General features: G+C 68.0%; 14 protein-coding genes. 9 read left to right on the forward strand and 5 right to left on the reverse strand.

What is annotated here, in order from left to right; all coding sequences use genetic code 11:
* A partial coding sequence (locus QLH51_RS16915) for a hypothetical protein (protein ID WP_283514644.1) occupies positions 1–322 on the forward strand: 322 nt, incomplete at its 5' end.
* 149 nt (positions 323–471) lie between these two features.
* Here QLH51_RS16915 and QLH51_RS16920 read toward each other — a convergent pair.
* Complete coding sequence (locus QLH51_RS16920; RefSeq protein ID WP_164516154.1) at positions 472–1,053, reverse strand: phosphatase PAP2 family protein; 582 nt, start codon at positions 1,051–1,053, stop codon at positions 472–474.
* Between the two features lie 82 nt (positions 1,054–1,135).
* Here QLH51_RS16920 and trmB point away from each other — a divergent pair, with 82 nt between their 5' ends.
* Entirely contained in the window at positions 1,136–1,816 is a 681-nt protein-coding gene (trmB, locus tag QLH51_RS16925; protein ID WP_125658348.1) for a tRNA (guanine(46)-N(7))-methyltransferase TrmB, read from the forward strand.
* A 141-nt stretch (positions 1,817–1,957) separates the two neighbouring features.
* Positions 1,958–2,956, forward strand: a complete 999-nt coding sequence (locus tag QLH51_RS16930; RefSeq protein WP_164516153.1) for a glucokinase — start codon at positions 1,958–1,960, stop codon at positions 2,954–2,956.
* Positions 2,957–2,963: 7 nt separating this feature from the next.
* Here the strand turns inward: QLH51_RS16930 and pncB are convergent, their stop codons facing one another.
* Entirely contained in the window at positions 2,964–4,268 is a 1,305-nt protein-coding gene (gene pncB, locus QLH51_RS16935; RefSeq protein ID WP_125658342.1) for a nicotinate phosphoribosyltransferase, read from the reverse strand.
* A gap of 3 nt (positions 4,269–4,271) precedes the next feature.
* Entirely contained in the window at positions 4,272–4,961 is a 690-nt protein-coding gene (locus QLH51_RS16940; protein ID WP_125658339.1) for an NrtR DNA-binding winged helix domain-containing protein, read from the reverse strand.
* Positions 4,962–5,017: 56 nt separating this feature from the next.
* On the opposite strand from QLH51_RS16940, the gene QLH51_RS16945 reads away from it, so the two are divergent.
* Complete coding sequence (locus QLH51_RS16945) at positions 5,018–5,653, forward strand: cysteine hydrolase family protein (RefSeq protein WP_125658336.1); 636 nt, start codon at positions 5,018–5,020, stop codon at positions 5,651–5,653.
* A gap of 70 nt (positions 5,654–5,723) precedes the next feature.
* Positions 5,724–6,353: a response regulator gene (locus QLH51_RS16950; RefSeq protein ID WP_125658333.1), complete on the forward strand. Its 630-nt coding sequence runs from the start codon at positions 5,724–5,726 to the stop codon at positions 6,351–6,353.
* A gap of 11 nt (positions 6,354–6,364) precedes the next feature.
* Here QLH51_RS16950 and QLH51_RS16955 read toward each other — a convergent pair whose 3' ends face one another.
* Together QLH51_RS16955 and QLH51_RS16960 are read right to left on the reverse strand one after the other, a co-directional pair.
* Positions 6,365–9,589: a PAS domain-containing protein gene (locus QLH51_RS16955; protein WP_164516152.1), complete on the reverse strand. Its 3,225-nt coding sequence runs from the start codon at positions 9,587–9,589 to the stop codon at positions 6,365–6,367.
* Between the two features lie 64 nt (positions 9,590–9,653).
* The gene (locus QLH51_RS16960; RefSeq protein WP_125658327.1) at positions 9,654–10,766 is read right to left on the reverse strand and encodes a GNAT family N-acetyltransferase; all 1,113 of its coding nucleotides are present in this window, start codon (positions 10,764–10,766) and stop codon (positions 9,654–9,656) included.
* 120 nt (positions 10,767–10,886) lie between these two features.
* On the opposite strand from QLH51_RS16960, the gene QLH51_RS16965 reads away from it, so the two are divergent.
* The 4 genes from QLH51_RS16965 (at position 10,887) to QLH51_RS16980 (ending at position 14,341) form a co-directional block, all read left to right on the forward strand.
* Positions 10,887–11,348 carry a DUF2721 domain-containing protein gene (locus QLH51_RS16965; protein ID WP_206429047.1) on the forward strand — a complete coding sequence of 154 codons (462 nt, stop codon included), beginning with the start codon at positions 10,887–10,889 and terminating at the stop codon, positions 11,346–11,348.
* Positions 11,345–11,746 carry a DUF4345 domain-containing protein gene (locus QLH51_RS16970; protein WP_125658321.1) on the forward strand — a complete coding sequence of 134 codons (402 nt, stop codon included), beginning with the start codon at positions 11,345–11,347 and terminating at the stop codon, positions 11,744–11,746. The genes QLH51_RS16965 and QLH51_RS16970 overlap by 4 nt, the downstream gene beginning before the upstream one ends.
* Before the next feature lie 389 nt (positions 11,747–12,135).
* Complete coding sequence (locus QLH51_RS16975) at positions 12,136–14,004, forward strand: ribonucleoside-diphosphate reductase subunit alpha (protein ID WP_283514645.1); 1,869 nt, start codon at positions 12,136–12,138, stop codon at positions 14,002–14,004.
* A gap of 94 nt (positions 14,005–14,098) precedes the next feature.
* Positions 14,099–14,341, forward strand: coding sequence for a hypothetical protein (locus QLH51_RS16980; RefSeq protein ID WP_125658315.1), 243 nt, complete (start codon positions 14,099–14,101; stop codon positions 14,339–14,341).
* Positions 14,342–14,415 lie beyond the last annotated feature (74 nt).

Genomic DNA, 14,415 nt, shown 5'->3' on the forward strand with positions numbered 1-14,415 from the left:
CCCCGCCCCCGCCCGGATCGGTGCCGCCTATCGCAGCGACGCGTCGCCCGACAGCTACCTGCTGGCGATCAGCGACAGCGCGCGCGGCGCGTGGATCAGCCCCGACGTCATCGCGCGCGACGCGGGCGAATCGAAGGGGCAGACCGTGCGCCAATGGACGGTCGCGTTCTACGATCCCGGCTCGATCGCCACCTACGCCCCAATGACCGGGTTGCCTGCGCCCGATACCGTGCTGGCCGCGCTGGGCCGCCCGATGATCGCCCGGACGAACAGCTGGGGCAAGAAGCTCAAGATCGATATCAATGCCGCGGCGACGAAGTAGCAGTCATGGCGCGGCGGAAGCACTTTCCTACACACCGCCGCGCCGCCATGCTCCCCCAAAGCTCTTTGACATCGCGAACACCCTCGCCATCGCAAGACCCGGCGGCTGCGAACATGTGGCAAGTGTGACTTTCGTGACCTTTGGCGGATTTACGTGGGTTTCGGCAGCACCCGCGCGACGATCGCCTCCGCCGCCCAGCCGATGACCGCGCCCGCCACGACGTCGATCGGGAAATGCGTCCCACGCGGAATCTGGATCGCCGCGATGCCGGTCGCGGCTACCTGCGCCGGCACCGCCATGCCCGGATATTCGCGCGCCACCGCCCGCGCGACCGCCACCGCGCCGGCGGTATGGCCGGAGGGAAACGAGTTCTGCGGCCCCTCGTCGGTATCGCCGGGCTTAGGCCGATGGTCGTCGCGATCGCTGAACTGGTTCGGCCGCGCCCGGTCGACCCGATGCTTGATGACCGCCTTCGCCAGCGTCGCCAGCCCGTGTGCCGCCAGCATCCGTACGCCGGTCCGCGCCAGCTTCGCGTCCTTCGCCAGCAGCGCGACCGCGATCGTCGCGACGTTGATCGCCACCATCGGCGGCTGGTCGGCGACCTCGCTCAGCGCGCCAGCCACCCGCACCACCGGATGATGCCGCAGTTCGCGCGCGACGCCGTGCCCGGCATCGATATCCGCATCGACCACGTGCCGCGCCGTCCGTTTCGCCTGCTTTTTCTTGCCCATGCCGATCCAACCCCCGGCAACCGCCGAAGCTCCCGCCGAAGCGCCTTGTCCCCAGGGCGTATCGCCGGGTAGGAGCGCCGCGATGAACGATCCCACCACCATCCGCCGCCTCTATGGCCGTCGACAGGGCCACAAGCTGCGCCAGGGCCAGGCCGCGCTGGTCGAGGAACTGTTGCCCCGCGTCTCCGTCCCCGACACCGGCCCGCTCGATTCCCGCGTCCTGTTCGGCGACGACCGCCCGGTCGAGGTTGAGATCGGCTTCGGCGCGGGCGAGCATCTGGCGGGACAGGCGACGGCGCGTCCCGGCCACGGCTTCGTCGGCTGCGAACCGTTCCTCAACGGCGTGGTCGGCGCGCTGAACCATATCCGCGACGGCGACCTCGCCAATGTCCGCCTGCACATGGGCGACGCGCTGGAGGTGATCGAACGCTTCCCCGACGCCACGCTCGAACGCGTCTACCTGCTCCACCCCGATCCATGGCCCAAGGCGCGCCATGCCAAGCGGCGGATGATGAACCACGGCCCGATGGACCTGATCGCGGCCAAGCTGCGCCCCGGCGGCGAATTCCGCCTCGGCACCGACGATCCGACATATTGCCGCTGGGCGATGATGGTGATGGACCAGCGCCGCGACTTCGACTGGCAGGCCCGGACCCCCGCCGACTTCCTGACCCGCCCCGCTGACTGGCCCGAAACCCGCTACGAACGGAAGGCCCGGCGACAAGGCCACGAGGTCTGGTATTTCCGCTACGTGCGGCGGTAGCACGCCCGACACGGCGTTTGTGCGCAGCGTACAATTCGCCGACGCTCCGTAAACCGGCCGAAATTTAACAATACGCTGCCAACGACTGTCTGTTATCGCTAACGCCTACCCGAAACATCGGGAACGGGGGAGGCAATGCAGATGGTCGATAGTGCTATCGTCGGATCGATCGGGCGCAAGCGGATCTGCTTTGCCCTGACCGGTGCCGATGGAACGATCCGGTCCGAAACGGTCCGCAGCTACGGCGCGGCAACGACCCAGGGCGTGTCGGCCGCCCTGATCGGGTTTCAGCGCGACCTGGGGCTGCCGGCGCTGCCCCGCCATTCGGCGTTCGCCGTGCCCGGTCTGGTGCGCGGCGACGCGATCTCGATCACGCGGACGCACTGGTTCCTGTCGCGTTCCGGGCTGGAGGCGATGCTGGGCGAACCACCGCTGGTGCTGAACGATTTCGCCGCAGAGGCGTGGGCGCTGTGCGTCGCGGGCGGTCATGTCCGGGAATCCTTTGCCGGAACCCTCGCATGGCCGATCGTCGGACCGGGATGCTACCTGATCGTCGGCATCACGTCCGGCCTTGGCATGGCCGCCGTGCATCGCTGCCCGAACGGCACGGTCACCGTCCTGTCGACCGAGGCGGGCCATGCCGGCTTTACCGGTCCGACGCCGGAACTGGCCGGCCTCGCCGCAGAGATGTTCGCCGGCCGGCATCCGGTCGCGATCGAGGAAGTCATCTCGGCCAGTGGCCTGCTCGCCATCTATACCATGCTGGCACGTCGCGCCGGTGTCGCCCCCCGTGCCCGCACTCCGGAAGACGTCACGCGGACGGCGACGACCGATCCGATCGCCCGTTCGGCGTGCGAAATGCTCGCCCGTGCCTTCTGGGCGCAGGCCGGCGATATGGTGCTGACCGTGGGAGCATGGGACGGGTTGCTGGTGACCGGGCCGGTCGCGACCGCGATCCTGCCCTATCTTCGCCAGCCCGAGACACAGGCGTTGTTCGGCAGCTCGACCAAGTTCGCCCGGATGCTGGCACAGGTTCCGCGGGCGTTGGTATCGTTCGAGAATGCCGAACTGGTCGGGCTGGCCGAGGCGCTTCGCCACAACCGGTCGGCGACCGCCCCGGCGACGGCCGCGATCAACTGACGTCCGGCTATACCGCGACCGGGCTCGCCACCCGGCCGCCGTCGCCGAAGATGCGCAGGTAGCGCGCGACATCCCCGGGCCTGCCGGTCGCCTTGGCCGGATTGTCCGACAGCTTGACTGCCGGGCGGCCGTTTGCGCCGATGACCTTGCAAACCAGCGAGATCGGCTCCAGCCCCTCGCCCCCCAGCGGGTCGCAGCCACGGAAATCGTTGGTCAGGTTGGTGCCCCAGCCGAAGCTCATCCGGACCCGACCGTGGAAATGGCGATAGGTGTCCAGGATGCTGTCGACGTCCATCCCGTCGGAAAAGATCAGCAGCTTAGACCGGGGATCGACGCCCTGTTCCTGCCACCAGCGCAATATCTGCTCGCCCCCCTCGATCGGCGGCATGCTATCGGGGCGGAAGCCGGTCCAGTCGGCCAGCCAGCCAGGCGCATTGCGCAGGAACGCGGTGGTGCCGAACGCATCGGGCAGTGCGATCAGCAGGTTGCCGCCATAATGCCGCCGCCATTCCGCCAGCACGCGGTACGGCGCAGCGGCGATGCCGGCATCGTCCTCGGCCAGCGCCGCCTCGACCATCGGCAGCTCGTGCGCGTTGGTGCCGATCGCCTCGACCCCGGCCTGCATCGCCAGCAGCACGTTCGACGTACCGACGAAGCGATCGCCCAGCCCCTCCTGCAACGCCTCCACGCACCAGCGCTGCCACAGAAAGCCATGCCGCCGCCGCGTGCCGAAGTCGGACAGGACCAGGTCGGGCAGGTCGCGCAGCCGCTCGACCTTGTCCCACAGCCGCGCCTTTGCCCGCGCATAGGTCACGTCGAGCGCGAAGCGCCCATGATCGCGCAGCGCCGCGCGGGCGCGCAGTTCGTTCAGGATGGTCAGCGCCGGGATTTCCCACAGCGAGGTTTCGGCCCACGGGCCGTCGAAGTGCAACTCGTACTGGCCGTCGCGGATCGACAGGTCGTATTCGGGCAGGCGGAAACCGCCGAGCCAGTCGATGAAACCGGGCGCGAACATCCGCTTCACCCCGTAGAAGCTGTTGCCGGCCAGCCAGATCAGTTCCTGTTTCGAAAAGGCGACCGTACGGGCATGGTCGAGTTGCGCGCGCAATTCGCCCTCGTCGATGACCTCGGCCAGCCGCACCGACGTGCTGCGGTTGATGACGGCGAAGGTCGCGCGGACGTCCGGGTGCACCTCGCGGATCATCTGTACCATCAGCAGCTTGTAGAAATCGGTGTCGAGCAGGCTGCGCACCACCGGGTCCAGCCGCCAGCCATGGTTCCACACCCGGGTCGCGATATCGGTCATCACCATTGGTCAGTCCTTCGGAAGCTGGACATAGAGTTCGGCCGGACGGAACGCCCGTCCGCCTTCGAAATCGCCGGTGCCGCGCAGCCCGCCGCGTTCGAGCATCCGGCGGCGGAATGCGGGCTTGTTGAGCGGCTGGCCCAGCACCGCCTCGTGCACCTGCTGGAGTTCGCGCAGGGTGAAACGACAGGGAACCAGCGCGAAGGCGGCATCGTCGATCGCATCGCGCAACCGGGCGAGCGTATGCGCCACGATGACGTCGTGATCGAACGCCAGCGCGATCGGCTGTCCGTCGTGGTACAGCCGGCCGTCGGCGCCGATCCGCGCGAGACATTCGCCGACGGTCAGCCGCAGCGCCCGGGTGCGTACCGGCGACAGCAGCGCGCGATACGCGATGGCGATGATCCGCATGCGCGGGTCGCGATCGACCGCGCCGAAGCAATGCACCTGTTCCACCGGCATGTCGCCGATCTTCGCCTTGTCCCGCAGCACCCGCACCGCCGCCGCCTCAAGCGACTCGTCGATCGCCACGAACCCGCCGGGCAAGGCCCAGTGCCCGGCGAACGGAGGCTGGTCGCGCCGGATCAGCAGCACCGCCGGTTCCCCGTCGACGATGCCGATCGCGACGCAATCGACCGCGACGGAGGGCCGGTCATAGGCACCCGGATCGTAACCGGACGGGTCGAAGTCCTGTTCCATGCCCTTTACATATATCTACATTGCACATATGTAAAGCGGGTAGAAGGAGACAGGTCATGTCCAATCTCGTGCTCGTCATCGACACCCAAGCCGACTTCATCCTGCCCGACGGCGCGCTGCCGGTTGCCGGCGCCACCGACCTCGTCGAACCGCTCCGCGCGTGGCTGGCGGACCGGACCGCGACGGATACGGCGGCGATGGTATTTACCTTCGACACCCACTTCGCCGACACCTATCCGCAAAGCGCCGAGGCCGCGCTGTTCCCGATCCATTGCGTGAAGGGGACACCGGGCTGGCGCAACCTGTTCGATCCGCAGGCGATCGACCCGGCGATCCCGTGCCGCACGCTGGAAAAGGGTGTGTTCGACATGTGGGCGGAGCCGGACCTGACGCTGCGTGATCCGCGCGGCGATGCACCCGTGCAGGCGCGCGACGCGTTCTTCGGCGAATTGTCGGACCACGGTGTTCGCCATGCGATCGTCGTCGGGGTCGCTGCCGATTACTGCGTCCGCTGGGCAGTGGACGGTCTGGTCGCGCGCGGCTTCTCGGTCGAGGTTCCCGCCGACCTGACCCGCGGGATCGAGCGGCAGATCGACCGCGTCGTCGCGGAGGACTTTGCCGGGCAACCCGTTGCGATATTCCGCAACGCTACGCAAAGCTGCTTTAACGCATTTTCACCAACTACTTGGTAGGATTCCCTGGTGCGCTTGTAGTAGGAGTAAACGATCCCTACGATGCCCATGTCGGAAAGAGGGTCCTTTGATGCCGCATATTCTCGTCGCCGACGATCATCCGATGTGCGCGACGGCACTCGGCATGGCGGCACAAGCGACCGATCCGACGATCACCAGGGACAGTGCGACGACGCTGGCCGAGGCGGAAGCGCTGGTCCGGACGAAGGACTACGACCTGATCCTGCTCGACCTGATGCTGCCCGACGTGCAGGGCTTTGCCGGACTGGCGCTGCTGCGTGCGATCCGCCCGTCGGCGCGGATCGCGATCGTGTCGGGCCGGGAGGAACCGGCGGTGGTGGCGCAGGCGCATGCACTGGGCGCCCATGGCTTCATTCCGAAATCGTCGACGATCGACCAGATGATGGAGGCGCTGCGCACCCTGCTCGCCGGCCGGACATGGGTGCCCGAGGGTCTGGGGGGGGGCGCCCCCGACGACCGGCGGGTCGACATGGCGGAGCGGATGGGAACGCTGTCGATCGCGCAGTTGCGGGTGCTGCGCGCGATCGTCAACGGGCATCAGAACAAACAGATCGCCTATGACCTGCAACTTGCCGAACCGACGGTGAAATCGCACCTCTCGGCGATCTTTCGCAAGCTGGGCGTCAGCAACCGGACCCAGGCGGTACTGGCGCTACAGGCGTTCGACGCGGAGGCGTAGGACGGCGCGCCTCACGGCGCCGCCATCGCCGCCCGCGCGGCATCGATCACCGATTGCGCCGATCGATCGACCCGATCGATGATGGCGGGATCGGCCTGCGCCCCGTCGGGGATGCTCTCTACCGCGCGCAACGCCGCGACCAGATCGGCCGCGCCCATGCTGACGGCGGCACCGTGCAGCGCATGCGCCTCGCGTCGCGCGAGGCTGTGATTGCCATGTTGCAGCAGCACCCGCAGCCGCGGCGGCACCCGTTCGGCATCGTCGATCAACAGTCGCAACAACATATCGCGCTGTTCGGCGCCCAGTGCGTCGGTCAGCGAACGGATGCGTTCCGGATCGATCGCGGCCGTCGGCACCGCCGACGCGGCAGCGGGCGGCAGGTCGTCGGCAACCTTGCCCAGCAGCCGGCCCAGCCGGATCATGTCCACCGGCTTGGCAAGGATGCCGTCGATCCCGGCCTGGCGGATCTCGGCGCGGGTCTCGGTCGACTGGTCTGCGGTGATCGCATGGATCGGCACGGTGGCCCCCGCCCCGCTCCACGCCCGGATCGCGCGCGCCGCCGCGATCCCGTCCATGACCGGCATCTGGATGTCCATCAGCACGAGGTCGACCGGGTTGCCGGCCGGCGCGGTGACATATTCGACCGCGCGCGCGCCGTTCTCGACGGTCACGACCCGATGTCCCAGCCGGCGGACGATCTCGGCGATCAGATAGCGGTTGGTGTCGTTGTCCTCCGCCACCAGCACGGTAGCGACCGGGACGGGCCGCGAAGGATCGGCGGCATCCGGTCCGCCCGACGCCGGCATCGCCGCTTCCGCATCGACGACGGCGGCGGCCGGCAGCGGCAGGTCGAACCAGAAGCTCGATCCCGTTCCCGGACGACTGGCGACGTGGATCGTCCCCCGCATCGATCCGACCAGCATACGGCTGATGCTGAGGCCCAGCCCGGTGCCGCCATAGCTGCGGGTGGTCGACGCATCCGCCTGGACGAAGGGTTCGAAAATGGCGTCCAGCCGATCGCTGCGGATGCCGACCCCGGTGTCGGCGACCTCGAACCGCCACAGCTCGCCGCCGACGCGGGCGGCGGAGATGCGGATCGATCCGGCACGGGTAAATTTTACCGCATTGCCGACCAGATTGGTCAGCACCCGCTGCACCCGCGCCGGGTCGCCGATCACCCGCCCCGGCGGCGCGTCTAGTTCCAGTGTCAGATCGTGGCGGCGGGCGTCGACCGCGAACAACCCGATCACCGTTTCCAGCAGCTGCCGGGGTTCGAACGCGATCGCCTCGGGATTGCCGTGCCCGCCTTCCAGCTTCGAGAAGGTCAGTACGTCGTCGACGATATCCGACAACGTCCGTCCCGCCTTTTCCAGCGAATCGAGATGCCGCATCCGCTCGGTCCGGTCGGGCGTGTCGCGCAGCAGCTGCGCCGCGGCGAGGATCGAGGTCAGCGGCGTGCGGATCTCGTGGCTGATCGTGGCGGTGAAGGTCGCCTTGTCGGCCAGCGCACGTTCCGCTTCCTCGCGCGCGGCGCGCAGGTCGGTCATCGCGGCGACCTGTTCGGTGATGTCCTGCAAGACGCCGAACAGGCTGACGATCCCCGCCCCCGGCGCCGGTTCGGCCTGGCCGCGCGACCGGACCCAGCGCATCGTGCCGTCGCGGCGGACGATCCGGGCATCGAATTCGAACGCACCGCCGCTGTTGATGACCGCGCCCAGCCGTTCGCGGACCATCGCCCGGTCGTCGACATGATAGAAGTCGATCGCATCGGCGATCCGCGGCTCCTCCCCTTCGGTGACGCCGTGGATGCGGAAGACCTCGCTCGACCAGAACAGCCGCCAGTCGCCGAGATTGAGGCGCCAGTGGCCGATGCCGGCGGCCGTTTCCGCCATCCCGAGCAGCCGCTGCCGCTCCTCCAGCTTATCGGCCGAAACGATCGCCTCGGTCTCCGCATCCCGGCGCGTTGCGATATCGCGGATCGATCCGATCAGTTCCAGCGTGTCGTCACCGTCGCCCACCAGCCGGAACGCGCCTTCGAGCCACAGGTAATGACCGTCGCGGTGACGCATCCGGTACCGGAAGACGACCCCGTCGCCGTCCGGTGTCAGCTGCTCCAGACACCGGCGTACCCGGTCGCGGTCGTCGGGGTGGATCGCCTCGAACGGGCTCTTGCCCACCAGCTGCTCGGGCCGATAGCCCAGCAGGCGCTCGGCCGCGGGCGATGCGTAGCGGCCCAAACCGTCCATGCCAAGCCGCACGATCAGGTCGGTCGAATGATCGGTCAGCAGCCGCAGCTGGCGTTCGTTGTCGCGCAGGCCCTTCAGCGCCAGCGACTGTTCGTACAGCAGCGCGGCGATCGGGAAGGTGGTCAGCGTGAAGACCGCGATGAACAGCTGCAGCAACAGGATGCGGTCGGGCAGGTGCAGCAGCACCGCGGCGAAGGGGCCGATCCCGTGCGCCGTGCAGACGAGCGCCATCGCGCTGACGGTCAGCGTGGCCGCGGCGGCACCCGCGAAGCGGTAGAGCAGCGCGGCGAAGACCCCGCACGGCATCAGCAGGAACAGCGCCGGATACCGGTCCGACATGAAGATCGCCCCGGTGCCCAGCGCGGTCAGCGCGATAACGACGACCATTGCCGGCGACAGCAGCCCGATCTCTTCCGACAGGGCACGGCGCGTCGCCTTGAACGCCGGAAGCAGCACGATCATGCCCATCGCTCCGCTGGAGAACCAGCGGACCAGCGCGTTGGGATCGCCGCCCTCGCCCAACGCCAGTCGAACGATGCCGAACGAGGCGGTGCCCGCCATTGCCCCCAGGACTCCGATGCCGACCACGGTGAAATAGCCGCGCAGCAGCCGCGGATCCGGCCGCGCGATCTGCAACAGGCTGGCCACCAGCACCGTCTGGATGGCGTCGACCACGACATAGGTGGCGGTCTGCAGACGGATCGGCGCCAGCACCGGGACGGCAGCGAGGATGCCGATCGCCACTGCCGCCAGCAGCAGCGGCCAGGTCCGCCGCGGATATCGCACCAGCGCCGCGATGGCGATCGGCGTCGCCGGCCAGAACGGCAGGACATTGCCGAAGAACGGCGCCGACCAGAAGGTCAGCGCGGTGACCGCCCAGATCACGAAACCGTACACGACCAGGAACGCGGCCATGCGGCGTGCAGGATGCCATCCGGCCGCGAAGCGTTCGGTCGCCATGTCGGAGGGTGTCGCCGACTCGCCGGCCATGCTCAATCGTCCGTTGGGTGCAGCCATGGATTACGCCGGACGCGGGGCCGTTGGGCAAGGCCAATCATTCCGCCGGCGCTTCTGCCTTGCCCGCCGGCCGCTGCCCGCTGCCCGCCCAGCGCCCGGCGAGCAGGCGACCGGCCAGCGCAGGCAGGCCGGGCCGCAGGAACAGCCAGTCGCGGATCGCGGGACCGGGCGTCGCGCCGATAACCCGCTTGTAGCCGCTGTCACCCGCGCCCCAGTCGACCCGGTCGATCCCGTCATCGATCGAACGGACGAGGTTGCGGTAATAGAGCAGCCTGCCCGGGGAATGCCTGGCGAAGCGCGCGTCAAAGCTGTTCGCGATCGCATATTTCAGCGTGCCGGCGTTCAGGTCGAACGAGAAGGCGGCGGGCGCGCCGTCCATCCGCAGCAGCGCGGCCGACATCATGCCCGCCAGCACCGGGTCGCGTGCCGCCCCGCGCCAGAAGCGGCCATGGCCGGCGTCGGTGAACTTGGCGTCTCTGCCATCGGTTCGCTGGCCGATCCAGCTGGCCGCCTCGATCGCCGCCAGTTCGTCGAAGACGGTGTCGGTCCAGCCGCCGCCCTGTACGAACGACCATTCCGGTACGCCCTGCGCGGCCAGATGCTTTTCGTTGAACCGGTTCTTGCGCAGCGTCGAATTGCGCGGCCAGTCGCCCTCCGCGCGCAACGCCGCCATGTCGAGCAGATAGCTGTCGGCGATGAAGCGCGGCAGCGCGCGCCAGCCTGCGCTCTGGACCGCCGCCAGCAGGCCGGCCAGCAACGGATCGTCGTCATAGACCGGTCCCAGCCGAAACCCGCGCACGGCACGCCCCGCGCCCGCCAGCAGCGCGGCGAAGTCGTCGCGATCGGCACCGTCCGCCACCGGCGCGCTGCGGAACGGCCAGTAGCATCCCGGCACCTGTCCCAGACCGAGGACCGCCGGTCCCAGCCCCACCAGCGGCAGCGCGATCGTCGCGGCGGCGCCACGTTCGACCAGCACGGTGCGCGCCGTACCCCCATCACCGTTCAGCGCCGCGGCGAACCATTGACGGCGCAGGAAGCGGTGCGTGTCGACCGTCACGCCGGCCACGGCGTCGATCGCATCGGGCAGGCCGGCGATGGTGCGCGCACGGGCACGGGCACGGGCACGGGAAGCGGGGGCGATCGGGGACATGGCGTTGCCTTGCCACGAAGCCCTTACCATCCGGTAGCGATTACGACCGTACGGTACGGACGGGTTTTGCGCAAAATGGCGGCCCTTGTCCCGATCGGGCACGCACGGCATACCGCGCGGGTGGAATTCGAACCTGTCCTGTCGACTGTCGCCAAGACGATCCAGACCGCGATCGCCCCCGTGTTCCTGCTGGCGGGGATCGGCGCGATCCTGAACGTCATGGTCGGCCGCCTCGCGCGGATCGTCGACCGGGCGCGCGACCTCGAAAAGCTGCATCCCGGCTCGACCGGTCCGGAGCACGATCGCCACGTGTTCGAACTGCGCCTGCTCGACCGGCGGATCCGGATCATCAACAATTCGGTGTTCCTCGTCGTGCTGTCGGCGGTCGCCAACTGCATCGTCGTCGCGATGCTGTTCATCGCCGAACTGCTCGACCTGGGCCTCGGCAAGGCGGTGGCGATCAGCTTCATCCTGTCGATGCTGCTGCTGATCGGCGGGCTGGTGTGGTTCCTGTTCGAGGTGCGGCTGTCGGTCTATGCGATCCGCGTGCGGTCCGAACTGCTGGAGCGCGAACGGACGTGAGCCCGCGTCGCGAGCGTACGCTGTTGCAGGCGGCGGTCGCGGTTACCTGCGTCGTGCCGCTCACCGCCTCGCTGGCCGGCATCGCGATCGGCGCAGCATGGCTGCATCCGGCGCCCGCGACCGACATGGACAGCCATTTCCGGTATCTGTCGGGCCTGTTCCTCGGGTTGGCGATCGGCTTCGTCAGCTGCATTCCCGGCATCGAACGCAAGGGCGGCCGCTTCCGCCTGCTGGGGATGATGGTCGTGATCGGCGGGTTCGCACGGCTATGGTCGCTGGCGGCCAGCGGCGTGCCGTCGGCGTCGCACCTGAGCGGCCTGTGCATCGAACTGATCCTCGTCCCGCTGCTGCTGGGATGGCAGGCACGGGTCTCGGGCCGGTTCCGGCGGGACGGCTGATTCGTCGGCACGCCACCGCCGCCGAACGAAAAAATGAATTGATGTTCCCGTTTTATTCGCTTGCATTTCGCGCAGGCGGCAGAGGTCCGCGCGTCGCGCCGATCGTATCGCCCGCAGCCGGCCGGTTCCCCCGGCCGCCCGAAATTTAGCCGCTTGCGCGCACGACCATTTGCTACAATTAGTAGGGGCGACGGCGGGCCAACCGCTACAAATGGTATTCACCTCGATCGACGCCGCGACACGACGACCATGTCGCCAGCCGTCGTTCGAACCGGCGATGCGCCGCTGCATGCGGTCGACACGCCAATTTTATCGACGGGGACGACGTGCTCCGTCCGAAGACAGGGGAAACGGGGACGATGACCTTCCAGGACAGTCAGGATGCCCAGATGAACGAGCTGCAATTCGCCGATCCGGCGCCCGCCGAAACCCCGGCCGTGCGCACCAGCCGCACGGTTGACGCACAGCTGCACGCGGTCGAGGTCGACCATTCGCGCGACGCGCGGCTGACCGATTTCGGCAAGGATACGCTCAAGGACCGCTACCTGCTGCCGGGCGAATCGTACCAAGACCTGTTCGTGCGCGTCGCGTCGGCCTATGCCGATGACGCCGACCATGCGCAGCGGCTGTACGACTATATCTCGAAGCTGTGGTTCATGCCCGCCACGCCGGTCCTGTCGAACGGTGGCACCGGGCGCGGCCTGCCGATCAGCTGCTATCTCAACTCCGTCCCCGACAGCCTCGAGGGCATCGTCGAGACGTGGAACGAGAATGTGTGGCTGGCGTCGCGCGGCGGCGGCATCGGCACCTATTGGGGCAGCGTGCGCGGCATCGGCGAACCGGTCGGCCTGAACGGCAAGACCAGCGGCATCATCCCGTTCGTGCGGGTCATGGACTCGCTGACCCTCGCCATTTCGCAAGGGTCGCTGCGTCGCGGATCGGCCGCCTGCTATCTCGACGTCAGCCACCCGGAGATCGAGGAGTTCCTCGAAATCCGCAAGCCCAGCGGCGATTTCAACCGCAAGGCGCTGAACCTGCACCATGGCGTCCTGATCCCCGACGCGTTCATGGAGGCGGTGCGCGACGGCGCCGAATGGAACCTGACCAGCCCCAAGGATGGATCGGTCCGTGCCACGGTCGATGCACGCTCGCTGTTCCAGAAGCTGGTCGAGACCCGCCTCGCCACCGGCGAGCCGTACATCGTGTTCAGCGACCATGTGAACAACACGATGCCCAAGCATCACCGCGACCTCGGGCTGAAGGTGTCGACCTCCAACCTGTGCAGCGAGATCACGCTGCCGACCGGCAAGGACCATCTGGGCAACGACCGCACCGCCGTGTGCTGCCTGTCGTCGCTGAACCTCGAGACGTGGGACGAATGGAACGGCGACAAGCGGTTCATCGAGGACGTGATGCGCTTCCTCGACAACGTCCTCACCGACTATATCGAGCGGGCGCCCGACGAGATGGCGCGGGCGCGCTATTCGGCGGAGCGCGAGCGGTCGGTGGGCCTGGGCGTCATGGGCTTCCACTCGTTCCTGCAGGCGCGCGGGCTCCCGTTCGAAGGGGCGATGGCCAAGGCGTGGAACCTGAAGATCTTCCGCCACGTCAATGCGCAGGTGAACGAGGCATCGATGCACCTTGCCAACGAGCGTGGCCCCTGCCCCGACGCGGCCGACATGGGCGTGATGGAGCGGTTCAGCTGCAAGATGGCGATCGCGCCGACCGCGTCGATCAGCATCATCTGCGGCGGCACCAGTGCCTGCATCGAACCGATCCCGGCGAACATCTATACCCACAAGACGCTGTCGGGATCGTGGTCGGTCAAGAACCCGTATCTCGAAAAGCTGCTGATCGCGAAGTCGAAGAACAGCGACGCGGTGTGGAACACGATCCTCGAGCGCGGCGGGTCGGTGCAGCATCTCGATTTCCTGAGCCAGGAAGAGAAGGACACGTTCAAGACCAGCTTCGAGATCGACCAGCGCTGGCTGCTCGAACTGGCCGGGGACCGCGCGCCGTTCATCGACCAGGCGCAGTCGCTGAACCTGTTCATCCCGGCCGATGTCGAGAAGTGGGATCTGCTGATGCTCCACTATCGCGCGTGGGAGCTGGGCATCAAATCGCTCTATTACCTGCGGTCGAAGTCGGTGCAGCGTGCCGGGTTCGCTGGTGGGGTCGAGGCGGACAATACGTCGGAGCTGGCCAAGTTCGATCTGGGCGAGACGACCGATTATGACGAGTGTCTGGCTTGCCAGTGAACAGGCGGCGGGGCGGCGCGGCCGTCCCGTCTGACGGCGGGGCGGTATAGGACAAGGCCTCCGCCCCCCCCCCCCGACCAAGGAGAAGGTACCGATGCCGATCCTGATATTCTTCGTGTTCGCCGTAACGCTCGGGCCGTTGATGGCGTGGATGTATTCGCAGCCCAAGCAGGTCGAGGCGTTCGAGGCGCGGCGCCGCAAGGTGCTGGCGACCGGCGGCAAGGACCCGGCGAACGAGCCGTTCGGCGCACACCGGCCGTTCCTGACCAACGTGATCTGGTTCGGCGGGATCGCGGGCGCGGGTGCCGCGCTGGTGTCGTGGATGATGGGGGCGTGATGCCCGCAGATGCCGCCGAATGCGGAGCGTTCGGTCGGCATCCGGCGGGGCGGTGGCCGACAGGGGCGGCGCGC

The organism is Sphingomonas sp. 2R-10 (assembly GCF_030062225.1).
Classification (GTDB): Bacteria; Pseudomonadota; Alphaproteobacteria; order Sphingomonadales; family Sphingomonadaceae; genus Sphingomonas.

Bases quoted from the DNA above. Each gene is read 5' to 3' on its own strand.
- trmB (WP_125658348.1), top strand. From the start codon at position 1,136: ATGAACGATCCCACCACCATCCGCCGCCTCTATGGCCGTCGACAGGGC.
- QLH51_RS16955 (WP_164516152.1), bottom strand. From the start codon at position 9,589: ATGGCCGGCGAGTCGGCGACACCCTCCGACATGGCGACCGAACGCTTC.
- QLH51_RS16945 (WP_125658336.1), top strand. From the start codon at position 5,018: ATGTCCAATCTCGTGCTCGTCATCGACACCCAAGCCGACTTCATCCTG.
- QLH51_RS16940 (WP_125658339.1), bottom strand. From the start codon at position 4,961: ATGGAACAGGACTTCGACCCGTCCGGTTACGATCCGGGTGCCTATGAC.
- QLH51_RS16920 (WP_164516154.1), bottom strand. From the start codon at position 1,053: ATGGGCAAGAAAAAGCAGGCGAAACGGACGGCGCGGCACGTGGTCGAT.
- QLH51_RS16975 (WP_283514645.1), top strand. From the start codon at position 12,136: ATGAACGAGCTGCAATTCGCCGATCCGGCGCCCGCCGAAACCCCGGCC.
- pncB (WP_125658342.1), bottom strand. From the start codon at position 4,268: ATGGTGATGACCGATATCGCGACCCGGGTGTGGAACCATGGCTGGCGG.
- QLH51_RS16960 (WP_125658327.1), bottom strand. From the start codon at position 10,766: ATGTCCCCGATCGCCCCCGCTTCCCGTGCCCGTGCCCGTGCCCGTGCG.
- QLH51_RS16980 (WP_125658315.1), top strand. From the start codon at position 14,099: ATGCCGATCCTGATATTCTTCGTGTTCGCCGTAACGCTCGGGCCGTTG.
- QLH51_RS16930 (WP_164516153.1), top strand. From the start codon at position 1,958: ATGGTCGATAGTGCTATCGTCGGATCGATCGGGCGCAAGCGGATCTGC.
- QLH51_RS16950 (WP_125658333.1), top strand. From the start codon at position 5,724: ATGCCGCATATTCTCGTCGCCGACGATCATCCGATGTGCGCGACGGCA.